Annotated in this window: 27 protein-coding genes and 1 tRNA gene; 9 read left to right on the forward strand and 19 right to left on the reverse strand. The window is 69.4% G+C overall.

Annotated elements, in window-relative coordinates; genetic code table 11:
• The first annotated feature begins 18 nt into the window (after window positions 1-18).
• The gene (locus ACWDLG_RS10450) at window positions 19-1221 is read left to right on the forward strand and encodes an FAD-dependent monooxygenase (protein WP_449918167.1); all 1203 of its coding nucleotides are present in this window, start codon (window positions 19-21) and stop codon (window positions 1219-1221) included.
• Between the two features lie 41 nt (window positions 1222-1262).
• Here ACWDLG_RS10450 and ACWDLG_RS10455 read toward each other — a convergent pair whose 3' ends face one another.
• Window positions 1263-1403 carry a hypothetical protein gene (locus ACWDLG_RS10455; RefSeq protein WP_449918168.1) on the reverse strand — a complete coding sequence of 47 codons (141 nt, stop codon included), beginning with the start codon at window positions 1401-1403 and terminating at the stop codon, window positions 1263-1265.
• A 398-nt stretch (window positions 1404-1801) separates the two neighbouring features.
• Between ACWDLG_RS10455 and ACWDLG_RS10460 the strand changes: the two genes are divergently transcribed.
• From ACWDLG_RS10460 to ACWDLG_RS10480, 5 genes are all read left to right on the forward strand, one after another.
• Window positions 1802-2176: a YbaB/EbfC family nucleoid-associated protein gene (locus ACWDLG_RS10460; RefSeq protein ID WP_449918170.1), complete on the forward strand. Its 375-nt coding sequence runs from the start codon at window positions 1802-1804 to the stop codon at window positions 2174-2176.
• Window positions 2173-2478 carry a hypothetical protein gene (locus ACWDLG_RS10465; RefSeq protein WP_449918173.1) on the forward strand — a complete coding sequence of 102 codons (306 nt, stop codon included), beginning with the start codon at window positions 2173-2175 and terminating at the stop codon, window positions 2476-2478. Before ACWDLG_RS10460 ends, ACWDLG_RS10465 begins: the two co-directional genes overlap by 4 nt.
• Window positions 2479-2510: 32 nt before the next feature.
• Entirely contained in the window at window positions 2511-5141 is a 2631-nt protein-coding gene (locus ACWDLG_RS10470) for a WXG100-like domain-containing protein (RefSeq protein ID WP_449918175.1), read from the forward strand.
• Window positions 5142-5351 carry a hypothetical protein gene (locus ACWDLG_RS10475; protein ID WP_449918176.1) on the forward strand — a complete coding sequence of 70 codons (210 nt, stop codon included), beginning with the start codon at window positions 5142-5144 and terminating at the stop codon, window positions 5349-5351.
• A 108-nt stretch (window positions 5352-5459) separates the two neighbouring features.
• Entirely contained in the window at window positions 5460-5729 is a 270-nt protein-coding gene (locus ACWDLG_RS10480) for a GlsB/YeaQ/YmgE family stress response membrane protein (RefSeq protein ID WP_354905397.1), read from the forward strand.
• Between the two features lie 137 nt (window positions 5730-5866).
• On the opposite strand, the gene ACWDLG_RS10485 is transcribed toward ACWDLG_RS10480, so the two are convergent.
• The 3 genes from ACWDLG_RS10485 to ACWDLG_RS10495 all read right to left on the reverse strand — a co-directional run bounded on the left by ACWDLG_RS10485 (window position 5867) and on the right by ACWDLG_RS10495 (window position 8864).
• Window positions 5867-6850, reverse strand: a complete 984-nt coding sequence (locus tag ACWDLG_RS10485) for a sporulation protein (protein WP_449918180.1) — start codon at window positions 6848-6850, stop codon at window positions 5867-5869.
• 131 nt (window positions 6851-6981) lie between these two features.
• A complete protein-coding gene (locus ACWDLG_RS10490) occupies window positions 6982-8226 on the reverse strand; it encodes an SMI1/KNR4 family protein (protein WP_449918182.1) in 1245 nt (414 codons plus the stop codon).
• A 35-nt stretch (window positions 8227-8261) separates the two neighbouring features.
• Complete coding sequence (locus tag ACWDLG_RS10495; RefSeq protein WP_449918185.1) at window positions 8262-8864, reverse strand: TetR/AcrR family transcriptional regulator; 603 nt, start codon at window positions 8862-8864, stop codon at window positions 8262-8264.
• 61 nt (window positions 8865-8925) lie between these two features.
• Here ACWDLG_RS10495 and ACWDLG_RS10500 point away from each other — a divergent pair, with 61 nt between their 5' ends.
• On the forward strand, window positions 8926-9750 hold the full coding sequence (locus tag ACWDLG_RS10500) for a class I SAM-dependent methyltransferase (protein WP_449918187.1): 825 nt from the start codon (window positions 8926-8928) through the stop codon (window positions 9748-9750).
• Between the two features lie 65 nt (window positions 9751-9815).
• Here ACWDLG_RS10500 and ACWDLG_RS10505 read toward each other — a convergent pair whose 3' ends face one another.
• Entirely contained in the window at window positions 9816-10496 is a 681-nt protein-coding gene (locus ACWDLG_RS10505) for a DNA-binding response regulator (protein WP_449918189.1), read from the reverse strand.
• An 87-nt stretch (window positions 10497-10583) separates the two neighbouring features.
• Between ACWDLG_RS10505 and ACWDLG_RS10510 the strand changes: the two genes are divergently transcribed.
• On the forward strand, window positions 10584-11465 hold the full coding sequence (locus tag ACWDLG_RS10510) for an oxidoreductase (RefSeq protein ID WP_449918190.1): 882 nt from the start codon (window positions 10584-10586) through the stop codon (window positions 11463-11465).
• 183 nt (window positions 11466-11648) lie between these two features.
• On the opposite strand, the gene ACWDLG_RS10515 is transcribed toward ACWDLG_RS10510, so the two are convergent.
• The 14 genes from ACWDLG_RS10515 to galU form a co-directional block, all read right to left on the reverse strand.
• Window positions 11649-12122 (reverse strand): hypothetical protein, encoded by a 474-nt coding sequence (locus ACWDLG_RS10515; RefSeq protein WP_449918193.1) that lies wholly within the window; start codon window positions 12120-12122, stop codon window positions 11649-11651.
• Window positions 12123-12182: 60 nt separating this feature from the next.
• Window positions 12183-12614 (reverse strand): hypothetical protein, encoded by a 432-nt coding sequence (locus ACWDLG_RS10520; RefSeq protein WP_449918195.1) that lies wholly within the window; start codon window positions 12612-12614, stop codon window positions 12183-12185.
• Window positions 12615-12805: 191 nt separating this feature from the next.
• Entirely contained in the window at window positions 12806-13477 is a 672-nt protein-coding gene (locus tag ACWDLG_RS10525) for a hypothetical protein (RefSeq protein ID WP_449918198.1), read from the reverse strand.
• Entirely contained in the window at window positions 13474-15012 is a 1539-nt protein-coding gene (locus ACWDLG_RS10530) for a WXG100-like domain-containing protein (RefSeq protein ID WP_449918200.1), read from the reverse strand. Before ACWDLG_RS10530 ends, ACWDLG_RS10525 begins: the two co-directional genes overlap by 4 nt.
• Entirely contained in the window at window positions 15009-15326 is a 318-nt protein-coding gene (locus ACWDLG_RS10535; protein WP_449918203.1) for a hypothetical protein, read from the reverse strand. The genes ACWDLG_RS10530 and ACWDLG_RS10535 overlap by 4 nt, the downstream gene beginning before the upstream one ends.
• Window positions 15327-15802: 476 nt before the next feature.
• Window positions 15803-16978 (reverse strand): MFS transporter, encoded by a 1176-nt coding sequence (locus tag ACWDLG_RS10540; protein WP_449918205.1) that lies wholly within the window; start codon window positions 16976-16978, stop codon window positions 15803-15805.
• 382 nt (window positions 16979-17360) lie between these two features.
• Entirely contained in the window at window positions 17361-17903 is a 543-nt protein-coding gene (locus ACWDLG_RS10545) for an SMI1/KNR4 family protein (protein WP_449918207.1), read from the reverse strand.
• A gap of 636 nt (window positions 17904-18539) precedes the next feature.
• Window positions 18540-18616: transfer RNA gene (locus ACWDLG_RS10550), tRNA-Ala, on the reverse strand.
• A 68-nt stretch (window positions 18617-18684) separates the two neighbouring features.
• Entirely contained in the window at window positions 18685-19290 is a 606-nt protein-coding gene (sepX, locus tag ACWDLG_RS10555; protein WP_449918208.1) for a divisome protein SepX/GlpR, read from the reverse strand.
• Window positions 19291-19468: 178 nt separating this feature from the next.
• Window positions 19469-20101: a GNAT family N-acetyltransferase gene (locus ACWDLG_RS10560; protein WP_354905972.1), complete on the reverse strand. Its 633-nt coding sequence runs from the start codon at window positions 20099-20101 to the stop codon at window positions 19469-19471.
• Between the two features lie 463 nt (window positions 20102-20564).
• Window positions 20565-21053, reverse strand: coding sequence for a MogA/MoaB family molybdenum cofactor biosynthesis protein (locus ACWDLG_RS10565; protein ID WP_354905317.1), 489 nt, complete (start codon window positions 21051-21053; stop codon window positions 20565-20567).
• Window positions 21038-21508 carry a cyclic pyranopterin monophosphate synthase MoaC gene (gene moaC / locus ACWDLG_RS10570; protein WP_449918212.1) on the reverse strand — a complete coding sequence of 157 codons (471 nt, stop codon included), beginning with the start codon at window positions 21506-21508 and terminating at the stop codon, window positions 21038-21040. Before moaC ends, ACWDLG_RS10565 begins: the two co-directional genes overlap by 16 nt.
• Window positions 21505-22695 (reverse strand): molybdotransferase-like divisome protein Glp, encoded by a 1191-nt coding sequence (gene glp, locus ACWDLG_RS10575; protein ID WP_449918214.1) that lies wholly within the window; start codon window positions 22693-22695, stop codon window positions 21505-21507. The genes moaC and glp overlap by 4 nt, the downstream gene beginning before the upstream one ends.
• Window positions 22682-23584 (reverse strand): UTP--glucose-1-phosphate uridylyltransferase GalU, encoded by a 903-nt coding sequence (galU, locus tag ACWDLG_RS10580; protein WP_449918215.1) that lies wholly within the window; start codon window positions 23582-23584, stop codon window positions 22682-22684. The genes glp and galU overlap by 14 nt, the downstream gene beginning before the upstream one ends.
• Window positions 23585-23609: 25 nt before the next feature.
• On the opposite strand from galU, the gene ACWDLG_RS10585 reads away from it, so the two are divergent.
• Window positions 23610-24188 carry a 5-formyltetrahydrofolate cyclo-ligase gene (locus ACWDLG_RS10585; RefSeq protein WP_449918217.1) on the forward strand — a complete coding sequence of 193 codons (579 nt, stop codon included), beginning with the start codon at window positions 23610-23612 and terminating at the stop codon, window positions 24186-24188.
• Window positions 24189-24261: the final 73 nt, after the last annotated feature.

Here is a 24261-nt window from a genome sequence, read left to right on the forward strand (position 1 = left end):
CTCCCCCAGGAGCCTCCCATGAAGAACCGCACCGTCCTGATCTCGGGTGCCAGCATCGCCGGCACGACCCTGGCCTACTGGCTGCACCGCCACGGGTTCACCCCCACCGTGGTCGAGCGGGCACCCGAGATCCGCGCGGGCGGCTACAAGATCGACATCAGGGGAGCCGCGCTCGAGGTGGTCGCCCACATGGGCCTGCTCGACGAGATCCGCCGCGAGCGGACCGACGTCCAGGGCGGCTCGATCGTCAACGCGGCCGGCAAGCGGGTGGCCTCCATGGACGGCGACACGTTCGGCGGCCGCGTCCACGAGGACGCCGAGATCCTCCGCGGCGACCTCAGCAAGCTGCTGTACGACCTGACCCGCGACACGGTCGACTACCGCTTCGGCGACTCCATCGCCTCCCTCACCGAGGGCCCCGACGGCGTGGACGTCGTCTTCGACAGCGGCAGGCAGGCCAGGTACGACCTGGTGGTCGGCGCCGACGGGCTGCACTCCAACACGCGCGGGCTGGCCTTCGGCCCCGAGCAGCGGTTCGTGCGCGACATGGGCTACTACGTCTCGATCTTCAGCGTGCCCAACCACCTCGACCTCGACCGGTGGGAGCTGACCTACGTGGGCCCCGGCCGTACCGCGCTGACCTACAGCACCGCCAAGGACACCGGCGCGAAGGCGATGTTCCTGTTCTCCGCGGACGGGCAGGGCGCGCCCGACCCCCGCGACCGCGCCCAGCAGCAGCGGATCCTGGCCGACGCCTACGCGGCCGAGGGCTGGGAGGTCCCGCGCCTGCTCCAGGGCATGGCCGACGCGCCCGACTTCTACTTCGACTCCCTCAGCCAGGTGCACATGGACCGCTGGTCCACCGGCAGGGTCGCGCTGGTCGGCGACGCCGCCTACTGCGCCTCCCCCGCCTCCGGCCAGGGCACCAGCCTGGCACTGGTGGGCGCCTACGTCCTGGCCGGGGAGCTGGCCGCGGCGGGCGGCGACCACGAGGCCGGCTTCGCGGCCTACGAGAGGGAGATGCGGCCCTTCGCCGCGGCCAACCAGAAGCTCGGGCCCGCCAACATCAAGCGGATGGTGATGCGGAGCAAGGCCCAGGTCAGGATCGCGATGACGATGCTGTCGCTGATGCACTACCTGCCGGGCAAGGACCGGATGACGGCCAAGATGGTCGAGCCCATCCACAAGGCCGCCACGGCCATCTCGCTCAAGAAGTACTGAGCGCGCGCCGCCGCCGCGCGACGTGGACAGCCCGATCCCGCTCAGGCGGTCCTGTTCAACGCGGTGTCCAGCATCTCCTCGACGACCTGCTGGGAGGCCCGGAGCCGGCCGATCGTCTCGCCGGTGCGGGCCCGCTCGTGACGCAGGTCGTCGACCATGGCAGGGCAGGACGACGGCACCATCCGGTCCTCCTCGTCGTGGACGCAGTGCGGCAGCCTGCCGGCCGCTGGCCGGATCCCGGATCGTGACCGGCCAGGCGAGGGCGATGGCCCGCGACCTGGCCTACCTGCCGGTCAACACCGGTCATACGTCGGACGGGGCCTCACCTCCGCCTACCGGGACGGGGACCTGGCGCCTCGAACCGGCCGCGCCCGGGAGACGCCGCGTCCTGACCTCCGCCGCGACCCTCGTCCGCGCCGGGCCGGTCATGTTACGCTCAGGCGCCCTCATGATCCATCGACCAGAGATGGTCGCCACACGCTCCACCTGCCGCTCGGCCAGGTCGCCCTGGCGGCTGTGGAGACGAGGCTCGCACGCCTCGCGGATGAGGCGTCATGGCGTCGATGGAGGTGAGTCAGGGGTGGACGAGTTCAGCGCGACGCTCAGCGAGCTCACCGAGGAGTACGAACGGCAGGCGCGCCGGATCAAGGAGGCGTACGCCGAGCTCAACAAGGTGGAAGTCTCCGTTCAGTCGGACGACGAGATGGTCACGGTGACGGTGGGGCCGCGTGGGCAGGTGCGCCGTATCGAGCTGAACCCGAGGGTCTATCGCAGGTTGTCGCCCACCGAACTCGCCAACGCGATCACCGAACAGATCACGCGCGCGACGGCCGCCGTGGCGGATCGGTCGAGGGAACTGGTGGGCCCGCTGCTTCCCGAGGGCCTGCCGTACGAGGAGATCTTCGGCGAGGGCGCGGACCTCGACTCCTTGCTGCCTTACCCCGGTTCGGCATGAACCGGCAAGGTTACTCCGCCGACTGGCAGACGATCCGGCGCGAGAGCGCCGTGTTCGGCGACCGGCACATCGAGGTGGCCGACGCCAAGGAGGCCCTGCGCAAGGCCTTCGACAGGGACAGGACGGCACTCGGCAGCGATCAGTACGGGGCGGAGCTGGCCAAGCACCTCCCCCGGATCGAGGAAGAGATCTTCGCGGCGTTCGACGCCTATCTTGACGAGCTCACCTACACCGGCACCGGCCTGCGCGTGAACGCCGACGTCTACGAGGTCACCGAGCAGGCCAACCGGCGGAACGTGTGATCGGCACCGACAGGCGCTGACGGCGGTCGATCATGGGGTTCGACGGGTGCGTGGTGCCGGAGTTCCTGCGGCCGTATGTGGACTGGGTCACCGGGATGGCCTGGCCGGAGGGCGATCCGCAGCGGTGCTTCCGGATGGCTGACGCCTGCGTCGCCACGGCGCACCGGGTGGTGGCGGGCACGGCCGCGGCGGATCCGGCCACGGCGAGGTTGGTGGGCGACGCGTGGGACGGCGACGCCCAGCAGGCTTTCGTGGCGCACGTGCAGCGGACGGTGGGCGGGCGGCAGGCCGACCTGGTCAAGAAACTGATCGACGCGGCGATCGCGCTGAACGCCGTCGGAGTGACGATCCAGCACGCCCAACGCATGATCACGCTTATCGTGGTCTTCCTGATCGTCGCGCTGCCGCTGCTGCTCTGGCAGGCACCATGGCTGCTCCGGCCGTTCTTGCAGATCACGCGCATGAGCGCGCTGCAGATCGCCATGCACACACTCAGGCTGATGGCCGCCTTCGCCGTCTTCGGCGGGGGGATGGATTTCGCGACGCAGCTCTCCCAGGTCCTGGGGGGACGGCGGGACGACGTCGACGTGAACCAGCTCCTGGTCAGCCTGCGCGACGGCGCGATCAACGGACTGCTGACCGGCTTGCTGGGCGGCGGGCTGGGACGGCTGGCCACCCCGGCGTTACGGGCCGGTGTGGCCCGTGCCGAGGCGGCCTTCGGCGAGAGGCTGCTGGCCGCCTTGACCACCACGATGCCCGGCCAGATGGCGCAGTACGGCATCGCGGGGTCGGCCACCACGGCGATCAGCCTGGCGCTGGACGGCAAGCCGCTGGACTGGGACCTCATCCTCAAGAGCGGCACCTCCGCCGCCCTGGGCGCGGACGGCCAGCATCTGCTGGCGCACGTGCCGGGCCATGTCGAAGGGGGTGGCGCACCGCCTGCCGTTCACCCCGACGGCGGACCGCCCCCGGGTTCCCCTCGCCGCGTCCTCGGGCCTGCCGACGGTGCCATCACCAGCCTCGCCCAGACCACGCCGGAGGCCCCCACCCGAGTCGGGCCCAAGGATCACCCGGGCACGCCCGGCCTCTTCACGCGCACCGCCCAGGCGGACATCGCCCCGCCCCCGTTCATCACGCGCCCCGAATTCCCGGCCCCCGTCCGGGGCGAACCGGCCGCGCCGGGGCCGAGAACCCCTCCTGCGGCACCCGCGCGCGTGCCGGCCGGCCCACCGCACCGCGCCGTTCCCGAAACCGCCTCGGGACGCGGCGTCCCCGAGAGCCATGGGACGCGCGCCGCACCGGAGACGGGAGCCAGGCAGGAAGGGCCGTCTCGTCAGGGCGGCGACCGGACGCCGATCGTCGAGGGACGCCGAGCCGACGACTCGTCGGCACGTCCGAACGATCTCTCCCCACGGCGGGCAGGCGCCGACGAGGTGCCGCGTCCCGCCCGGCCGGAGCCGAGCGCCACGGGTCCGAGACGCAGCATCGACGACCTGATCAACCGTCCGCTGGATCCACCCGCGGACCGCCCGGCGACGCACGCCGACGGGTCCCGGCAGGGGGCGGGAACGCACCTGGCGGACGGCGACCGCGCCGCGCCACAGCCGGTCGGGCGCGCCTCCGGCGACGGCTCCGGCGGCGCCCGCTCACCCGAGATCCGCGACCCGCGCATCGCCTACAGCCTCGACAACCACCCGTCCCCCACCACGCAGGCCGCCGTCCCACGCCCACCCGAGACCCGCGACCCGCGCATCGCCTACAGCCTCGACGACTACGCGCGGTCGACCGCACAGGGCGGGAACTCCCGTTCCGCACCCGAGGCCGCCACCTCACCGCTGCCGCACGCGCCGGACGCCCACACCCCGAGAAACCGCATCGACGAGTCGATCAGCCGGCCCCCCGACCAGGTCGGACGTTCGCAACCGTCGAACATCCCCCCGCACCCCGGGCACCGGCCCCTGCCACCCGAACTGGCCCGGGCCTTCGAAGGCTTCCGCCCAGAGGAGGACGGCCACAGGTTGACCGGCGGCGTATCCGCGCGCAGCGTGACCTCGCACCACCTCAGCGACAGGTCCCATTGGGTGCACAAGGTCGTCGAGCGGACAGGACAGGCGGACGCGGAGGTGCTCGGGTCGGTCCTGGGCGAGGCCATCGGTGCCAATGTGCCGCCCATCTACCGTCTCGATCCCCACACGATCGTGATGCCCTTCATCGGCGACGGCACGGCGCTCGGCTTCCTTCCCGCACCGACGACCCTGGCGGCCAAGCTCCTGGGCCTGCTCCACGTGCTCGCCGTCGACGGTGACGCCAACCGGCTCAACATCATCCTCGACGAGCACGGGGAGCCTTGGGGCATCGACATGTCGGGCTCGTTCGAGGGCCTTCCGCCGCAGTACGTAGGCCGCATCGCCGAGGTGACGATCAGCCCGTTCGCCGACCACTGGGTGTCGAGAGACATGTCCGGGTACATCGTCAGCAGCTTCGAGTACATCCCGAACGAGTTGAGCCGTTCCGACGTCGTGCGGCTGAGCCGGCAGATCCAGTCCGTCCGGCCGTACTTCGAGGGTCTGGGCCGGGGCGACTGGTTCGCCGGCGTCTGGAAGCGATGGGAGAAAATCGCGGAGAACGCCTCGGCGACGACCTCCATCTTCGATCAGGAGTGAGTGACAGTGTTGCAGGTCAGAGAGATCCACACCGGGCGGCTCCTGGGCACGATCGACCTCACCGGTGACGGCGAGCTCACCGCGAGCGCCGCGGAGCTCCATGACATGTTCGTCCAGACCATGGCGTCGCGCGGGCTGAGCGCGGCAGAGGTGTTCGAGTGGTACACCGGCTGGAGCAACGGCTACGTGGAGATCGTGCCGGTCGGCTAGCCCACCCGTTCCCGCGGCGGCTCTCGACGCGCACCCTCCGAGGAACCACGCCTGCGGGGCGTTCGTTGACCGGAACGAGAGAGATCGCCGACCTTCGGGAGTCGCAGCGTGGAAATCACCGGCATCATCTCCGGTGTCCTCATCGGTATCGTCATCGGCGCCCTGGGGCGTCTGGTCGTACCGGGGCGGCAGCGGATGCCCATCTGGCTGACGATCGTGATCGGTGTGGTCGCGGCACTCGTCGGCACCGCCATCGCGGCCACCCTGGGGGTGGCGGACACGGCGGGCATCGACTGGATCGAGCTCGGCATCCAGGTGGCGCTGGCCGCACTCGGGGTGTCGCTCACCGCCGGCGCGTACGGCAGGCGCCGCACGTAGGTCCCACCGTCGCCGGCCGGGCCACGAGACGAACTCGTGGCCCGGCCGGTGTTCTGAGCGGCGCACAGTCCGGCGCGGAGACGGCTACCGGACGGGCCGCCCGTCAGGCACGTCGTCCGGACCGCCTCTGCGGCGCGCTACCAGTCGCCGTCTCCGCCTTCCTCCTCGTCACCTTCGAAGATCTCCTCGATGACCTCGCCGGCCACCAGGCCGCCGACCACACCCGCCGCGCCGGCGGCGGCCACCGCGCCCCAGCCCGGCCCGCCGTGCTGCTCGTGGTGCTGGTGGTGACCGTAACCGCCGTGGTGGTCGCCGTGGCCGTACCCCTCGTGGCCGTAACCGCCGTGGTGGCCGCCGTACTGGCTGAGACCGGCGAGCCAGCGGCCGATCTCGCTCGGCCAGTCGGTGCGCATGGCGTCGTCGTGGCTGATGGTGAAGCGGCCGATGGAGTCGCCCGAGTAGCGGCCGGCCCGCTTGTCGGCCTCCAGGACGACCTCGAGGCCGCCCGGGTTGGTGACGAAGGTCAGCTCGACCTCGCCGACGATCCCGGCGTGCTGGGGCGGCGGGTAGAACTCGATCTCCTGGTAGAACGGCAGCTGCTGGCTGGAGCCGTAGATCTGGCCCACCTCCAGGTCCGCCGACCTGAACTGGAAGCCGAGCTGGAGGAACGCCTCGAGGATGCGCAGCTGGGAGGGCAGCGGCTCGACCGAGACCATGTCCAGGTCGCCCTTGTCGACGGCCTTGGCGATGGCCAGCTCGGTGCGCACGCCGAGCGCCATGCCGTTCAGCTGCTGTCCGCCGATCTCGCTGATCGGCGTCTCCCACGGCACCGGGATGCTGAAGCCGATGGTGCGCTCCTCGCCCTTGCGCAGGACGAACGGGCCGGAGACCTGGGCGCGCGAGAACTCACCCACTCCGGCTCCCTCGCCCTCGCCGTACTCGATCTCGACCCGGGCGACCAGGCCAAGGGTGATGTGCTCGATGTCGGCGTCGAAGTCGCCGCCGTTGAGCCGTACCTCGCCGGTGAGCGTCCCGCCCGGCTGGGTGCGCGGAGTGGTCAGGACGGTGTCCACCGAGGGGGCGCCCACACCGAATGCGCCCAGCATCCGTTTGAAGACCACGGCTTGTCTCTCCCTGTCGACGGTTGATGGCATGTGTCAGCCACCCGCCTGAACGATCAACGTGCGGGCCGGGTTCCAGGGCAGGTCAGGCGTGGGTCCCCGGCTTGTGACGAACTACCCCTTCCATCACGTCAGAGGACTTCCCAGTCGAGCTCACCGGCGACCGCCTTGGGTTTCCAGTAGCCGATGGAGCCGTTGCCCTCCATGGCGTCGGCGGTGGCCTTCAGGAGGGCGTAGTACGAGCGGATCGGGCGCCCTCCGGGCGTGAAGGTCATGCTGCCCTCGTGATCGGTGTCGCCGACGTCACGCTCCACCGAGTCGATCACCAGGTGGTTCCCCGACCCGTCGGAGCCGATGGGCAGCATGCGACCGTCCCACCAGTCGGTTCGCGGATCGGAGAAGCCCCCGTCGCGGATGTCTTCGCCGTCGATCTCGCACAGCTGCCGCCATGTGCCGTGCATCTCCTCGACGCTGAGGCTCCAGTTGCCCAGGAAGCCGAACCCCCAGACGTCCTTCACCTCGACCGTCCCGTCGTGCCGCAGGAGCGAGGCCCGCAGGTCGTCGGGGAACGGCGAGCCCATCCGCGCCTCCGCCGCCGCGATGTCCTCGGCCCTTCCAGGCCTGCCCAGCGTGCGATAGGACTTCGGGGCGTTCGTCTTCAGCCAGTCCTCGATCCGCCGCCACTGCCGGTTCACCGCCCGGGCCACCTTCGCGTCGACCTTCCGTACCCGCGGGCCGGCGCTGCCGGGCCGGCAGTCCGCGTCCGGCGTCGGCTGGTAGTCCGGCACCGGCACCGGCGCCTGCGTCTCCATCCCCTCGACGACCTGGCGCTCGTCGATCGCGGCGAACAGGCACCTGGCATCGACATCCGAGGTGGTCTTGTCGCACAGCGCGTCCTGAGACACGAAGGAGGTGACCTGGCGAGCCTCTTCCTCTGGTCGCTCCTTGGAGAAGACGGCCGATTCGAGGGCCTGGGTGCCGGCGGCCAGGACGAGAAGCGCCAGCCCGGCGATGCCCCAGCGGGTCAGGCGGCGTCGGACGGCGGGCTCCAGCGGCACCCTCGGCCGGTCGTCCATCTCCGCGAACGCGGGGTGGTCCAGGACGGAGGGTCTGGCGGCGTAACGGTGGAGATCCTCGGCGGTGGGGGTGCCGAGGACCGGCGCCGGAGGCCACGGTGCCCTAGGCCTGCTGCTCTGGGCGGGGACGGGAACGGGGGTGACGGGAGGGGCGGGGGCGGGAACGGGGGTGGCGGGAGCCGCCTCAGCCCGCTGAACCGGCGGGCGCCGTCGAGAACGCACGATCGCCACGATCGCCGCCGCCACGACGGCCGCGAACAGCGCCAGCCATACCCCGCGGGACATGATCAATCGCCGCACGTCCGGCAGAGTACCTGGAATTCCTCTTTATGGGGTCAAAAGCCCGCACTCTCCCGCACGACGCCGCCGATGACCGTGGTCACGACCTTGTGAACGGCGCCTGCCTCCGGCGGCGTGCCGTACTGGCCGGCGAACAGCAGGTGCCCGCTCCCGATCAGCGTGAGCGCGAGCGTGTCGACGTCGGCGTCCGCCGCGAGGCGGCCCTGTTCTCGCTCGGCGACGAGGTAGGACGCGATCATGGCCGTGGCCTCCGCCAGTACGGGAACGCCGGTCGGCCTGGCCTCGCGCAGCCGGGCGCGCAGGTTGTCCCTGGCGGTGATGAGGCCGACGATCGCCACGGCGACCGACTCGAACAGATCCTTGAGCGCGTCGGTGAGGTTGCCGGCGACGGTGCCGGTCCCGGCGGACCCGCGCAGCGCGGCGGCCTGGGCGTCGATCCGGGCGATGCGGTCGAGCACGAGCTCGGCGAGGAAGGCGTCGAAGTCGGGGAAGTGCCGGTGCAGGACGCCCTTGGCGCACCCTGCCTCGGTGGTGACCGCGCGACTGGTCAGCGCGTTCGGCCCATCGCGGAGCAGGACGCGCTCGGCGGCGTCGAACAGTTGCTCCCGCGGATCGCGGAGGGCCACCCCTGTCGGCATCGTGCGTCTCTCCTTTCTTCGTCGGGTTGATGAGTGGGCACGTGCCCACTATGGTGGGCGCATGCCCACTACACCTTCGGCGGGAGCGCCGCTTCCTGAACACGAGCCTCACCAGCACCGACAGGTGGCCGAGTCGTTCGGTGTGGACGCCGAGCGCTACGACCGGACCCGGCCCCACTACCCCGACGCCATGGTGGACCGGATCGTCGCCGGCAGCCCCGGGCCCGACCTTCTCGACGTCGGCTGCGGAACCGGCATCGACGCCCGGCAGTTCCAGGCGGCCGGCTGCGCCGTCCTGGGCGTCGAGCCCGACGCGCGGATGGCCGACTTCGCCCGGCGCCACGGCCTCGAGGTCGAGGTGGCGACGTTCGAAGCCTGGGAGCCCGCCGGCCGTACCTTCGACGCGGTCGTCGCCGGGCAGACCTGGCACTGGGTGGACGCGGCCGCGGGAGCCGCCAAGGCGGCGCGGGTGCTGCGCCCCGGCGGACGCCTGGCGGCGTTCTGGAACGCCTTCGAGCTGCCGCCCGACGTGACGGACGCCTTCGTCTCGGTCTACCGGCGGGTGATGCCCGACTCGCCGGTCAAGCTCCCGGTGGCGCCGGGCCTGGACGGGTACCAGGCGCTGTACGCCAAGGCCGCCGACGGCATCCGGCAGGTGAGCGGGTTCGGCGAGCCCGAAGAGTGGCGGTTCGACTGGGAGCAGCCCTACACCAGAGACGAGTGGCTGGACCAGATGCCGACCCAGGGCGCCCTCACCCGGTTCCCGCCTGACCAACTGGCGCAGGTGCTGGAGGGCGTGGGGGCCGCCATCGACGCGATGGGGGGCGGCTTCACGATGCGTTACGCGACGGTGGTCGTCACCGCCACCCGAACCGGCACCGCCTGAGGATCCGGACAGGCCGCACACCGCCAGCCGACCACCGCCCGAAGATCCGGACAGGCCGCGCACCGTCAGCCGGTCGCCGCCGATCCGCCGAGCCCGAGTTCGCCCGCGCGGAGGCCCGCCTGGAACCGGGAGTCGGCCTCGAGCTTCGCCATCAGCTCCGCGACCCGTCTCCGGTAGGTGCGCAGCGAGAGGCCGAGCCGTCTGGCCCCCGCCTCGTCGGTGTGCCCGGCGCCCAGGGAACGCAGGACCTCCAAGCCGTCGGCGTCGAGGTGGGGCACCTCCCCCGCGAGATAGGCGTCGACATCGGTGGCGGTCTCCCAGGCCGCCTGGAAAAGCGCGTGCACACCGCCGACCAGCACGGGCGAGGTAGTCACGGTGAACTCCCTGGGACCCGGCGCGTCACGACCGGCGAGGATCGCCACCCGCCGGTCGATGATGAGCGTCTCGTGCGGAAGAGGCGTCGAGCTGATCCGCACCTGGGCGCCCCTGGCCGTGATCTCGCGGAGATGCAGCCTGGCCGCCTCGTCGGCGAGAGCCACCGGGCTGAGAAGCTTCTTCACCGGGAAATCGGCAGCGCCGGTCGCGCGGATCCGGTCCGCGACGGCCTGCCGTGCCGCGGGCTGCGACCAGGTGGCCAGGTCACGGGCCACGCACACGAACTCCTGCCGTATGCCGGCGAACAGGTGACCGGTCCGGGCGACGAGCTCGAGGTCACCGCGGACGGTGATGAGCTGATCGGCAGTCACCCGTTCATTATCACCGCCGTCGCGGCGCGGTGGCAGCTTGCTGCCACCGCGTTGGCTCGCCGTACGGGGCGGAGGAGGCTGGTCGGCATGACGACTAACGACATGCATGCAGCCGCTTCACCTGGAGAGTTCCTCCTCGGCGGAGACCTCGCCGTCCGCCGCCTCGGTTTCGGCGCCATGCGACTGCCGACCGGTGTGTTCCAGGGACCCGTCCGCGATCCGGAGACGGGCGTCGCGGTGCTGCGCCGCGCGGTCGACCTGGGTGCCAACCACATCGACACGGCGTGGTTCTACCGGAGGGGCGCGGTGGCGGCCAACGACCTCATCCGGAGGGCGCTCGCCCCCTATGACGACGACCTGGTGATCGCGACGAAGGTCGGACCGTTGTTCAACGCCGACGGGATCCCCGGCGGCCAGGCCGGCCCGGAGGCGTTGCGGGGCCTGGTGGAGGACAACCTGCGCACTCTCGGCGTGGACCGGCTCGACCTCGTCTACCTGCGGGTGGGCGGCATGGCCGGGCCCGGAGGCGAGTCGGTCGCCGACCGGTTCGCGGTCCTCGCCGACCTGCGCGAGCAAGGGCTGATCCGGCACCTGGGCCTCAGCAACGTCGACGCCGTCCAAGTCGCCGAGGCGCGGACGATCGCCCCGGTCGCGGCGGTGCAGAACAGCTTCCACGTGCAGGACCGAGGCGACGCCGGGCTCCTGGCGCAGTGCGAGAAGGACGGGATCGCCTTCGTGCCGTTCTTCCCGCTCGGCGGCGGCCTTCGCCCGATCGACCCGGCTCGCATGGAGCGGGTCACGGCCCGCCACCGGGCGACCACGGCGCAGGTGGCGATCGCCTGGTTGCTGGCGAGTTCTCCCGCGCTGCTCGCCATCCCCGGCACCGGCTCGCTCGACCACCTGGAGGAGAACATGGGCGCGAGCCGGATCCGCCTGACGTCTCAGGACCTCGCCGAACTCGAGAGCTGAGCCTGTGTCACCACCCCGACGAGGACCCCCACCGCCGCTGCGCGACCCGCTCAGAACGGCCGGCGGCGCGGCCTGCCGCGACTTGCCGTAACACAGGGAACTCCGGCGTTCCCGCGGACAGAACCTGATGTGGATGTTCTGTGCGCTGCGTTGGGGCAACCTGTTGTGGCACTTCCTCCACTGTCAAGAGGGAAGCCACGACGGCCACCACGGCATAACGCAATCGCCTGAGGCGCCTTCGGTGGCCACGTCGTACAGAGTCATCGCAATCGGTCCGGCGACGGATCCGGCAATGGTGAGAGCCAGCAAGACAGGGCCCACCCAAGCGCGACGTGCGAGCCAAGGCAGCCGGGTCAGCAGATGGAACGACAGTGCGACAAGCGCAGACAGCGCAGAGACGATCGGGAAGATCACGATCCGGCTCAAGACCCATAGGGTGCCGGCGAACTTCTCTCCCGCGCTCAGGTCGCCCAGACAGTAGATCTGCGCGCGAGTCACCAGGTGTATGTCGAAGAAGGTCCCGATCGTGCCGCACGCCATTGCGGTGATCGCCGACAGCCCGCAGCCGAACGTCCAGTAGATGTCGCCCGCTACAGGTGTCCTCCGCTCTGTCACGGCGCCATCGAAGCAGACACGTATGCGAGCGATGCGCAGCATCTGTGCGGATCTGGTGCAGGTTCGTCCATCTGCTTCTCGCCTGCGGGAACACATCCCGCCTCAGACGGGAGACGGGGCACCAGATCGGTTTCTGGGACACATACCGTCGTCGCCTAAGTGGTGACGGTTGATGGGCTCAATCTCAGCCAGAGCATCGAAGAACTCCTGCCGTGTGATCTCGAAAGGCGAGAACTCCTCCAGATCGAGATCCGCGTAAGTCAATCCTCCGTACCGATCCTCGGCATGCTGCTCGTCATACGCGAGGACCACTCCGTTGGCGTACACCTCGACCTGCTGATGCGCGGTTCCGGTGTCGTCAACGGCCAGATAGAACGTCGACGTCCCCCAGCTGGCGTACTCGTCCCCACGACCTTCATCCCATGGACGCCTGAAGTACCTCACAAGGTCATTCTCATAGAAGGAGGACGGCGTCTCTTCGACCGCTACTTCCTCGCTGTCTGGCCTGCTCGTGCCAGGCTCGAGGGCGCACACCGACCGTCCTCATGGACGAACCGGGAACCTGTGATCACGAGCCCACACCGTCGCTGACCATCGACGGCCCGGGCGGGAGGCACGTCGACGGCACCAGAGCCCTTGCAGACGCCGGCGAGCGCCCCGTCAGGACAGCGGGCTATCGCGGCCCGACTTCCCTAATATCTTCAACAAATGTCAGGCGCCGGACACTAGCGCACGTTGTCGTTCCGCGCTCCCTTGCCGGCCTGGTCGGGACCACTCTCGCCCATGACCACCATGCGGCCGTTGGTGACCTTCTTGGCCGGCAGACCACCGGTTTCCACGCAACTCGTCCCTACCGGTAGTGGCGGCGGCCGGTCGGGGAACAGATCCGAAGCCGGCTCACGCGAGCTCGGTGCGCGCATTTCGATGGACATCTTGACCCTGCCCGGCAATTGCCCGACCCCGTCGGCGGTGGCGAAATAGGACACCCCATCGACAATCTTGTACGCGTAGGCGACGAATGACCACGCGTCCCAGACGCCATCCTGAGGCGGGTCGGGGTCATCGGACTTACGAGGTGGCAGACAGGCCGTGGCGTAGACCGTCCAGCCGCTGTCACGCAGTTTTCGCATGCCTTTCACGGCCCACTGCCGCGCGTCTTCAGCCGGAGCCCCCGTGGCCTGATCGGTCAGGACCACGGCCACCTGGCCGCGGGTTGCGCGGAGCCGGTCCGAGTTCTGGAAGGCGACCCTGGTTGACGGCTTGCTGATGGCTTCACCGGCAAAGGGCTGTGACCGCATGACCGTGATGCGATCCTGATCGGTTTGCGTGGTGGCGCTCGGGGCCATACACCCGCTCAGCAGCACGCAGATCGGCACCAGGAGGAGTCGCCTGGTCATTTGGGGGCCACCACGCCCTGTACGTGTTTGTATCCCAGCGCCGAGACGTTGCCGTTGCGGAAATCGTCCTCACTGACGCGGACCATTTGCCCGCTCGGGTCATAGAAGATCAAGTCATTGCCCTGGTGCCCGACGAGCAGCACATAGTGGGCAGGATAGGAGTCTCCGATGAGGACCGGCACCGTGTGGCCGGCGTCCACCGCACCGACGGCGTCGTTGAGGGCGGGGTTGACCGACCCGGCAGAGGTGTCATCGACGATCCGCCAGTCATAGTCGGTGCCGAAGGAGTCCGCGTGCTTGTTCATCTCGTCGGACAGTCCCCATGGGCTGGTGCCCAGGCTCTGTGGCCACAGGGTGTTGGTGGCATCGTGGATGCGGTTCTGCTCATTGGCGAACTTCTCCCGCAGGTCGGTCCCTGACAGCGAGTTGCCCTTCTCATCCGTGGTCAGGCCCAGCGCGTACAACGGGTCGTTCATCGCGCGGGCCACCATGATCGAGGTCGAGCCGCAGGTCGTCTGGTTCTGCTGCTCCAGCTCGACTCCGTTGACGAGGACCGTCCCGCTGCTGCCCGGGTTGACCAGGCTGAGGTGCTCGCGTAGCCAGGTTTCACTCTTGCCGTGAATGGCCCTGGCGAAGTTGCCGATGTCATCGACCGAGTGTCCGGCCGCGAGCGCCTTCATCAGATAGGCCCGCTCCGCCTCGGACCCCGCGCTTTCCAGAAGCTGCTGCATGCGGGCCCGCTCCGCTTCCGACAAGGCGTCCATCTTGGACGCCGCCCGGGCCAGCTGTGCCGTGCTCAGGATGCCGTCTTCTTCCCCTGTGGTGCCGGCGATCCCCGCGTTGGCCAGGAGGACCGCATCGAAGGCGTCCACGTGATGCGACCGGACGGCACCGGCGCGCGCCTTGCCCTGCACGTCCCGCAGCCCGCGCCGCAGTGTGTCGGACGCGGTCTGAAGTTGTTCGAAAACCTCGATGGCGCCGTCAATGGCCCTGATGGCCTTGCGGATCTCATCGATGATGCCGCCGTCATGGTCGAACGGCCAGACGGTGTCCCAGATATTGCGCAGGATGTCCAGAGTGCTGTTGAGCTGGCCCACTGCTTCAGCCAGGTGTTGCCGATGATGGCCCAGCTCTCGTTTCAACCGGCGGACCTCGTCGGCGTACTCCTCCAGCAACGTGGCCGCCTTGCGCATGGCGGGCGTGGCCTGCTGCAGCAGATCGTCGGTCGCTTTGAGCGCGGCAAGCGCCTCCGTGGCGGTGTCGCCCGTCCATACTGAAGGGACGGAAGACTTTGTGTGGTCGATATCAGTGTTGGCGGTGTTGAGCGTGGTCGCCATATTGCGGAAGGCTTTGCCGAGGTCGTCGATGCCATCCGGATCCCCGGGGACGTCCCGAAATATCGAGGCCAACGTGTAAATGCTGCTGACGATCTCGCCGATCATGAGGGCCGGGTTGGAAACCGTCGCAAGGAAGGTGCCGACCTGCTTGAGCCGGTTGATCGCGGTAGTCGCCTGGAGGTAGTCGTCCGAGGTCACGTACGGCCGTCCGCGACGCGCCGATTCTTGGCGGCGACATAGTCATCAACCGACTTGAACCCTTCGGCTGATGCGCGGGTTGCCAGGCACCACTGTTCGAGCACCTCACGATAAACCTCGAATTCTTTCTCCCAGGCATCCCGAACGGCAACCACGGCTGCGGTCGGATCGGTCAGCTTGAATTCATCCTCAGGTGACTCGAGCGCCTGTTTCCAATCGCGACGGGCGATCCGGATATCGTCTGCGGTATCGCATACGGTCCCGGCCTTCTGCTTGATCGCGCTGTGCGCGTACAGCACCTCCGATGAGGCCACGACTTTCTCCCCGGAATTAAATCAAGATGCGGCGCCAAGCCGGAAACAACGCGGCTTTCAAAAGGTAGATCGCAAACGTCGGAACAGCTTACAGCCCGCTCCGTCGCCGCCGCCACGCTTCCACCGGTAACAAGATCACGTCGCCTGGCACGTCTCGGGGATTGAGCCGACCCGCCCATGCTGCACCGCAACGGGATCGACGCCGCGATCAGCGAACGCGACCTGCGTACGGCGGGTCACCGTGGCACTCGATCCCGACAAGGGCACGGCCAGCTCAGGCCATGATCACCGTCTTCGGCGACAACCTCCGGGTCGAGTCCACGTGAGATGGTCCCAAGACATCGAAAGAGGCTCCGGAACCTGGGCGGGGTGTTCACAAGTCAGCCTGAACGTGCGGAAGCAAGGCTCTGAAGATCGCTTCCCTTTGTACGGCTTGGCTGCGGCTCCTGTCGGCTGCGGGGACGCAGGGCGCCGGCTCAGTGAGATTTGGTGAGTGACCACAGGGATACCGCCATGAGCAGAGCGGTCAGCCCGCCGCAGATCATCACGGTGGAGACCGAGAAGGCGTCGACGACGCGGCCGCCGAGGAACGCGCCGAGGGCGAAGGTCGCCTGGAAGGAGGAGGTGAAGATGACCGTGGCGGCTTCGGGCGTGTGAGGGGCGGCGGTGATGAACGATGCCTGCGAGCAGACGGGCACGCCTCCGTAGGCCAGGCCCCAGACCACGAGCAACACCACGGCGCCGACGGTCGTACCGCCTACCGAGGGCAGCAGCAGGGTGGTGGCCGCGATCAGGCAGCCGCAGGTTGCGAAAGCGGCTCGCAGGCGTGTGGCGGTGGCCTTGCCTGCCAGGAAGTTTCCGACGATTCCGGCGATGCCGTATGCCAGCAGGACGGCGCTGACGGCTGTGGGAGGCAGGCCGGTGACGTCCTGGAGGAAGGGCGTGACGTAGGTGTAGGTGCCGAAGTGGGCCAAGACGATGAGGACGGTGGCCAGCAGAGCGATGGCGGCGCCCCGGGTGCGCAGCAGGTCGAGCAGGACGCGAAGGCTGGTGACCTGGTGGGCGGGCAGTGGCGGCAGCAGTATCAGCAGGGCGGCCAGGACCAGGATGGCCAGCACGGCCAGGACCAGGAAGGCGGTTCGCCAGCCGGCGAGGTTGCCGATGAAGGTGCCGGCCGGTACGCCGAGCACGGAGCCCAGTGGCACGGCGGAGAAGATCACAGCGGTGGCGGTGCTGACGGCGTGCGGCGGCATCAGGCGGCCGGCCAGCCCGGCCCCGATCGACCAGAAACCGCCGATGGTGAGGCCGACGAGCACCCTGGAGAGCAGCATGACCCAGTAGGAGGTCGCCACTGCGGCCAGCACGTCGGCCACGGCGAGCACGGCCATGAGGACGCACAGCATCACGCGGCGGTCCAGGCGCGCGGTGGTCAGTGTGACGGTGGGTGCGGCGACCGCGGCGACGATGCCGGGCAGTGTCATGGTCAGCCCTGTGGTGCCGGCGGAGATGCCGAAGTCGGCGCCGATGGCGGTCAGCAGGCCGATGGGCAGGATTTCGCTGGTGACGATGGCGAAGATGCCCAGCATGAGCGAGGTGACCGCGAGCCAGTTGATGAGGGGCGAGCGGGGCCGGGCGAGCGTGGTGGTGGACATGATTCCCGTTCAGGCAGGTGCGCGTGGCGTGCAGGCACCCAGCCAAGCAGGGATGAAGCAGCGGGCACTGGCACGTTTCGGACGCAACCGTCGCCACGACTCGTACACCGGCAGCGCTCGTGCGGCCGTCGCTACCGATATGGATCGACTCTCGCCGAGGTCTCCGACAATCCGAAGACCTCGGGAAACCTGGCGATGCCGACTCCGGCGCAGGTCGCGATCGCTGCCACCGACGCGTGCGCCCCGTCCACGGCCAGGACCTTCTTCGCGGCCTCAGGAGGGCCTGATCGTTGCATTCGGCTTCGGCATGCCGGGGAGCTCTGCGGGTCATGCACTCATCGACATACACGGCATCTGCGTGCGCCCACGACGCGGACTTCACTCACCGGCACATCGCGTCGATGAACTCCGAGAAGCCCGGGAACTCCTCTCGTGCCCCCGCCACGATCTCCGCCGCGGAACGGCGCCTCCCCGGCGCGTACCGCTCCGCGATCGCCTGGAATGCCGCGTTCGGCTGCGTCTCACGACCTGGGTCGATGAATGCCTCTGCCGGGCCCAAGCCGTCCGCGAACAACCGGAGCAGATCACCGAGATCGCGAGCTATCACGCCGCATTCACCCTCAGAACCGAGGTAGACGACAGGCTGCTCGGTGATTGACATAGCAGGCCGAACCAGCCAGAAACCGACATAGTCGCCCGCCCCAGTAGTGCCGAAAAAGCGGAATTCGCTGCCGTCGACCTCATCGTTACCGGTCCACAGGCGAAACCACCACGCGGTCCTCTCCGGCGCCTCGAGTCGTTCGTATAGCTCGAAATCACAACCGTGAGCCTCGTCGGTTTCTTCGTCCCACGTCCACTCAAAGCCCACCTTGGCCACCTCGGCCAAGGCGATGGGTAGGGCCAGATGTTCAGGTGTCTCCGTCATCCTGGGAGACTAGACCACTTCACATCCGGTAGCCGATCTGAGCGCGTTGCCGCCATGGAGGATCATCACGGTCAGCGGAGCAGTGATCTCCGCACTCACACGCGGCAAGCTACGCGTCCGCGCCGGGACGCACGTCATCCCCGGGCTGGGGAAGATCCAACTCCAGCAGCTACGTGCCGATCACGTGGATGAGTGGCTCGACCACCTCGCCGGCAAGCTGGTCACCACCACCCTCCGAGAGATCCACAGCGCGCTCAAAAGAGCCATCCGGCAAGCTCAAACACGTGACATGGTGCTCAGGGACGTTGCCGAGTTGGTCACCACGCCCGCGGACGCCCCCGCAAGGCGCTCACGCGGCAACAGGCAGAAGCCGTGCTCAAGGCCGCCAGGGCGTACCCATCGAGACCATCGCCGATCTCGTCGAGCACGCGGGCACCAGCGTCACCGCAGCCGTGTACCGGCACCAGCTCAGGCCGGTGATCATGGGTGCCCACACGATGAACACGACTCTTCGGCGACAGCCGACACGGATAGAGAATCCGAGTGAGATGGCTCCCCGATTGGCTCCCATCGACTTCCAGACATGAGAAAAGGGCCCCCGGATTACTCCGAGGACCCTTCTCACCTGCATCTTCCTGGTGGAGATGAGGGGATTCGAACCCCTGACCCCTTCGATGCGAACGAAGTGCGCTACCGGACTGCGCTACATCCCCAAGGACCTCGACTAGATTAGCAAACTTCCAAGGGTCCTCGCGCCAACCACGCGCCGCGCGTGCGCGCCTCAGTCGCCCACCGCGCGGCGAGGCGGGTCCGCGTACTGGTCGAAGAGCACGTCGGGCTGCCGGAACTCGATGATCTCGGCCTCGGCCTGCTCGGCGGCCAGAGTCTCGGCGCGGCGCCGTTCGCGCTGGCGGCGCAGGTGGGCGGCACGGGCCTCGGCGGCGCGGAGGCGGCGTTCCCTGTCGATGCGGGTGGCGATGCGCAGCACGGTGAGGTAGGAAGCGAGCAGGACGCCCGCGGGCGCCACCCCCCACCAGGGGATGACCTGGACGGCGGCGGTCACCACGGAGGCGAGCACCAGAAGGATCGAGAAGAACAGCATCCTCCTGCGGCGCGCTACGATGATCGCTCGACGGCGGGCGCGCAGGTGACGCAGGTCGACCGGCGGCTGCGTGAGGTCGCTGATCGTGTCGTACGGCTCGACGGGCTCGGAGTCCTGCGACTCCACAGAGGAGGAGGCGGCCATGGTCGGGACAGGTCCGGTGATCTCGGCCGCGTAGAACTCCTCGAGCTCGGCCAGGTTGCTCCGGTCTCTGCGCAACCACATCGGCACGAGCACGCACAGCCACATCACCACGATGGCGAGGTACAGCAACACGCTGCTCACGGCCACCTCCGAGCGCCAGGAAGGGCCGTACCAAGCGTCGTGGACGCCCCGGGAACGGTCCTGCGGGCAGCACGAAGACGCGTGCGTGTTCTTGGCGTCTTCGATGTGCTCACGTCACGCACCGTAAGACCGCGTGTCACTAATTGACGAGTATTCGGTGCGGTGTGTCGCGAGATCGTCAAACCTCTTCATGCGACGACCCCGCGCGACGCCACTGCACGAGCAGCCCGCGGGGCACGTCTTCCACGGTCAGCGCGTAACAAATGTGGTCGCGCCAGGCCCCGTCGATGTGGAGCTGACGCCTACGAATGCCTTCTTCCCTGAACCCGAGCTTCTCAACCACTCTGCGGCTGGCGTGATTTTCGGGACGGATGTTCGCCTCGAGTCTGTGGAGGCCGCTGGTGAAGAAGCAGTGGTCGACGGCCATGGCCAGCGCGGTGGGGGTGATGCCGCGTCCGGCGAGCGCGCCGTCGATCCAGTAGCCGACCTGAGCGGTGCGGGCCGAGCCCCACACGATGGCGCCGACGGTGAGCTGACCTGCGAACCTGCCCTCGTAGGTGACGACCCACGGCATGGCGAGCCCCTGGCGGGCCTCTCTGCGCAGGGTGGCGACCATCGAGAGGTACGGCCCCAGGCCGGTCCTGAACAGGGGCGTTTCGGGGTTGCTCGGCTCCCAGGGACGCAGCCAGTCGGCGTTGCGCAGGCGGGTGTCGCGCCACACGCGGACGTCCGCCAGGCGGAGGGGACGTAGTCCCACGGGCCCCTCGGTCAGGGTCGCCGGCCAGCCACGAAGTCGATCCACGTCACTCATCATCCCCCGGAACACGGCGAAGCCGCCATGGATCCCCCTGGTCCGCGGGGAACGCTGTCCCGGGGGCTCGTCTCCAGGCGCCGCGGGGCTCCCCTCCAGGCACGGGGCTCGTCCCCAGACGCCACAAAGCTCCTCCCCGGACGCTGCGGGGCTCGTCTCCAGGCGCGGGGCTCCTCTCCAGGCGCAATACTCCTCTCCAGGCGCGGAGCTTCTTCCCGGACGCCACGGGGCTCATCCCGGGCGCCGCAAAGCTCCTCTCCGGACGCCGCGGCGACGTCACCGACAGGAGGGCGGTGGTGGCGTGCCGTTCGGCGATGCGGTGCACGGAGGCGACCACCATGACGGAAGGAGGCGACTCTCCCACCGAGCCCGCCGTCCCGCTACGGAGCGTAGCCACCGGAGGCTGGCTGAGGAGCGCCGGACGTGCCGAGAAAGGCAAGGGAGCGCGAGCCGAGCCGGCGCGTCAGCGGGGGTGGTCGCCGCCGTGGATCTGGTCGACCGCGTGCCGCAGGATCGGTGCCAGGACGGCGACGCCGTCCCGCACCCCGCCCGACGACCCCGGCAGGTTCACGATCAACGTGTCGCCCGCCTGCCCCGCCAGCCCGCGCGACAGCACCGACGTCGGCACCCGCTCCCTGTTCGCCTGCCGGATCGCCTCGGCGATGCCGGGGATCTCGCGGGTGATGACCTTGGCCGTCATCTCGGGTGTCAGGTCCTGGGGGGTCAGCCCGGTGCCGCCGGTGGTGACGACGACCGCGTACCCCTCGGCCACGCCGGCCCTGAGCGCCTCCTCGACGGGCGGCCCGTCGGGGACCACGACGGGGCCGGACACCTCACACCCCTCCGCCGCCAGGAGCGACGCCAGCAGCGGCCCTGACTTGTCCTCGTAGACCCCTGCCGAGGCGCGGTTCGACACGGTGATGACCAGCGCGCGGATCAAGGGCGTCTCCATACCCCGGTCTTGCCGCCCGTCTTCTCCTCCACCCGCACGTCGGTGATGACCGCGGCCGGGTCCACGGCCTTGACCATGTCGATGAGCGCCAGCGCGGCGACGGTCACCGCGGTCAGCGCCTCCATCTCGACCCCGGTGCGGTCGGCGGTCTTGACCACGGCGGTGATGTCCACTCCCGTGTCGACCACGTCGAGCGTGACCGACACGCCGTGGACGGCGATCGGGTGGCAGAGAGGGATCAGGTCGGGGGTGCGCTTGGCCCCCATGATCCCCGCGATGCGCGCCACGCCGAGCGCGTCGCCCTTGGGCACCTCGCCGGAGCGCAGCAGCGCGACGACCTCGCCGGAGAGCACGACCCGTCCGGTGGCCGTGGCCGTCCGGACGGAGACGTCCTTGCCGGCGACGTCGACCATGCGCGCCGCGCCCGTGGGGTCGAGGTGTGTGAATCCACTCATATCCGAATCACCTGTACTGCGGCCCCTGAGGGCAGATCGGTCACCTGTTCCGGCACCACGATCAGGCAGTTCGCCGACGCGAGCGCCGCCAGCTGGTGTGAACCCTGCCCGTGGACGGGCGTCACCACCGTGCCGTCGTCGGACAGCACGCCCCGCAGGAACGACCGCTTGCCCGCGGGCGACCTGAGCGGGGCCAGCGTCTGGGCGGTGTGGACGGGCGAGGGTCCGGCGGGCAGCCCGCTCATCTTCCGCAGCGCGGGCCGTACGAAGATCATGAACGACACGTAGGACGACACCGGGTTGCCCGGCAGCGTGAAGATCGGCACCTGGTCGTCGCCGACCACGCCGAAGCCCTGCGGCATGCCGGGCTGCATCGCCACGCGTTCGAAGCGGACCGTGCCGAGCGGGCTGAGCGCCTCCTTGACCGGCTCGTAGGCGCCCATGGACACCCCGCCGCTGGTGATGACCACGTCGGCGCGCACCAGCTGCGCGTCGAGCTGGTCGAGGAAGGCGGCAGGGTCGTCGGACACCGTGCCCGCGCGGAAGCCGTCGCCGCCCGCCTCGCGGACGGCCGCGGTGAGCGTGAAACTGTTGGAGTCCCAGATCTGGCCTGGGCCGAGCGGGGCGCCGGGCTCGACCAGCTCGGCGCCGGTGGAGAGCACGACGACGCGCGGGCGCGGGCGCACCAGCACCCTGCGGCGGCCGGTGCCGGCGATGATGCCGAGCTGCGCGGCGCCGATGCGGGTGCCGGGCTTCAGCACGACCTGGCCGGCCTGCACGTCCTCGCCCGCCCGCCGTATGGCATGGCCCTTGGCTACGGGGCGGTCGACGCGCACGGTGGCGGTGCCGCCGTCGGTCCACTCCACGGGCACGACCGCGTCGGCGCCGGCGGGCAGCGGCGCGCCCGTCATGATGCGGACGGCGTGCCCCTGCCCGATCGCCCTGAGCTCCGCCGAGCCCGCCGCGACGTCGTCGATGACGGGAAGTGTCACCGGCGCGTCGGCGACGTCGACGAACCTGACGGCGTAGCCGTCCATGGCGGAGTTGTCGAACGGCGGCAGCGGCACCGGCGAGGAGATCTCCTCCGCCAGCGTGGTGCCGAGCGCCCGCTCGAGCTCGACCTCGAGCGGGGCCAGCGTGCGCACCGTGGCGAGGATGTCGGCCAGGTGCGCGTCAACCGATTTCATCGAGGAACTCACGCAGCCACGGTACAAACTCCGGGGCGAGATCCTCGCGATCGGCCGCGAACTTCACGACGGTGCGCAGGTAGTCGAGCTTGTCACCGGTGTCGTAGCGGCGGCCGCGGAACAGCACGCCGTGGACGGGACCACCCTCCTCGCCGCCGCGGCCCGCGAGCGTGCGCAGCGCGTCGGTGAGCTGGATCTCGCCGCCGCGGCCTGGCGGGGTGTTCTCCAGCACCTCGAAGACCGCCGGGTCGATCACGTAGCGCCCGATGACCGCCCAGTTGGACGGCGCCTCCTCCACCGGAGGCTTCTCCACCAGGTCGGTGACGCGGACGACGTCGTCCTCGGAGGTGGCCTCGATGGTGGCCACGCCGTACAGGGAGACCTGCTCCTTCGGCACCTCCATCAGCGCGATGACGCTGCCGCCGTAGGTGCCGCGCACCTCGATCATGCGCTTGAGCAGCTCGTCACGGTAGTCGATCAGGTCGTCGCCGAGCAGGCACGCGAACGGGTGGTCGCCGACGTGCTGCTTGGCGCAGAGCACCGCGTGCCCGAGGCCCCTGGGCTCGCCCTGCCGTACGTAGTGGAGGGTCGCCAGCGAGGCGGGCTCGAGGACCTGGGACAGCCGCTCCTCGTCGCCCTTGGCCTCGAGGGCACCTTCCAGCTCGAAGGCGCGGTCGAAGTGGTCCTCGATGGAACGCTTGTTCTTGCCGGTCACCATCAGCACGTCGAGCAGTCCGGCGGAAGCGGCCTCTTCGACGACATACTGGATCGCGGGCTTGTCGACGATCGGCAGCATCTCCTTGGGAGTTGCCTTGGTCGCCGGAAGGAACCGGGTGCCCATGCCCGCGGCAGGCACGACGGCTTTCGTCACTGGGTCGAAGTCAGCCATACAGGGGACCCTACTGGAGGTATCTGTGGACAAGCTGAAGCTGCGCCGCCGGCTGACCGAGCAGCGTGCCGCCATTACCGAGCAGAAACGGCGAGACGACGCCCGCACGATCCGCGAAACACTGCTCGACCAGCCGTGGGTGCAGATGGCCGGCCTGGTGGCGTGCTACTGGTCGATCGGCACCGAACCGGACACGCACGGGCTGGTGTTCGCGCTGTGGAAGCACGGCGCGACGGTCATGCTGCCGGTGCTGCGCGACGACAACGACCTCGACTGGGCGGTCTACGACGGCCCTGACACGCTGGCCCCCGGGCGCTTCGGGATCATGGAGCCGGTCGACACGCGCAGAGGCGTCGACGCCGTCCGCACCGCCGCGCTCGTCATCGTCCCCGCGCTGGCCGTCGACAAGGACTCGGGGGTACGGCTCGGCCGCGGCGGCGGCTCCTACGACCGCGCGCTGGCCAGGGTCGGGCCGAACGTGCCGACGGTCGCGCTCCTCCACGACGGCGAGTTGATCAGCGGCGTCCCGGCCGAGCCGCACGACCAGCGCGTCAAGTGGGTGATGCAGCCGAGTGGCCTGACGAACGTCCACAAACCGGCGTAACCAGGCAGGACCAGTCAGGGCGGACTAGCTCGGCAAGTACGCGACAATAGCCCTCAGGACAGGAGAGGGGGCC

The organism is Nonomuraea sp. NPDC003727 (assembly GCF_053586935.1).

Excerpts from the sequence above, each read along its gene's own strand:
- ACWDLG_RS10450 (WP_449918167.1), top strand. The coding sequence starts at position 19 with ATGAAGAACCGCACCGTCCTGATCTCGGGTGCCAGCATCGCCGGCACG.
- ACWDLG_RS10455 (WP_449918168.1), bottom strand. The coding sequence starts at position 1,403 with ATGGTGCCGTCGTCCTGCCCTGCCATGGTCGACGACCTGCGTCACGAG.
- ACWDLG_RS10465 (WP_449918173.1), top strand. The coding sequence starts at position 2,173 with ATGAACCGGCAAGGTTACTCCGCCGACTGGCAGACGATCCGGCGCGAG.
- ACWDLG_RS10470 (WP_449918175.1), top strand. The coding sequence starts at position 2,511 with ATGGGGTTCGACGGGTGCGTGGTGCCGGAGTTCCTGCGGCCGTATGTG.
- ACWDLG_RS10495 (WP_449918185.1), bottom strand. The coding sequence starts at position 8,864 with ATGCCGACAGGGGTGGCCCTCCGCGATCCGCGGGAGCAACTGTTCGAC.
- ACWDLG_RS10500 (WP_449918187.1), top strand. The coding sequence starts at position 8,926 with ATGCCCACTACACCTTCGGCGGGAGCGCCGCTTCCTGAACACGAGCCT.
- ACWDLG_RS10510 (WP_449918190.1), top strand. The coding sequence starts at position 10,584 with ATGACGACTAACGACATGCATGCAGCCGCTTCACCTGGAGAGTTCCTC.
- ACWDLG_RS10515 (WP_449918193.1), bottom strand. The coding sequence starts at position 12,122 with ATGCTGCGCATCGCTCGCATACGTGTCTGCTTCGATGGCGCCGTGACA.
- ACWDLG_RS10525 (WP_449918198.1), bottom strand. The coding sequence starts at position 13,477 with ATGACCAGGCGACTCCTCCTGGTGCCGATCTGCGTGCTGCTGAGCGGG.
- ACWDLG_RS10540 (WP_449918205.1), bottom strand. The coding sequence starts at position 16,978 with ATGTCCACCACCACGCTCGCCCGGCCCCGCTCGCCCCTCATCAACTGG.
- ACWDLG_RS10545 (WP_449918207.1), bottom strand. The coding sequence starts at position 17,903 with ATGACGGAGACACCTGAACATCTGGCCCTACCCATCGCCTTGGCCGAG.
- ACWDLG_RS10560 (WP_354905972.1), bottom strand. The coding sequence starts at position 20,101 with ATGAGTGACGTGGATCGACTTCGTGGCTGGCCGGCGACCCTGACCGAG.
- ACWDLG_RS10565 (WP_354905317.1), bottom strand. The coding sequence starts at position 21,053 with ATGGAGACGCCCTTGATCCGCGCGCTGGTCATCACCGTGTCGAACCGC.
- moaC (WP_449918212.1), bottom strand. The coding sequence starts at position 21,508 with ATGAGTGGATTCACACACCTCGACCCCACGGGCGCGGCGCGCATGGTC.
- glp (WP_449918214.1), bottom strand. The coding sequence starts at position 22,695 with ATGAAATCGGTTGACGCGCACCTGGCCGACATCCTCGCCACGGTGCGC.
- galU (WP_449918215.1), bottom strand. The coding sequence starts at position 23,584 with ATGGCTGACTTCGACCCAGTGACGAAAGCCGTCGTGCCTGCCGCGGGC.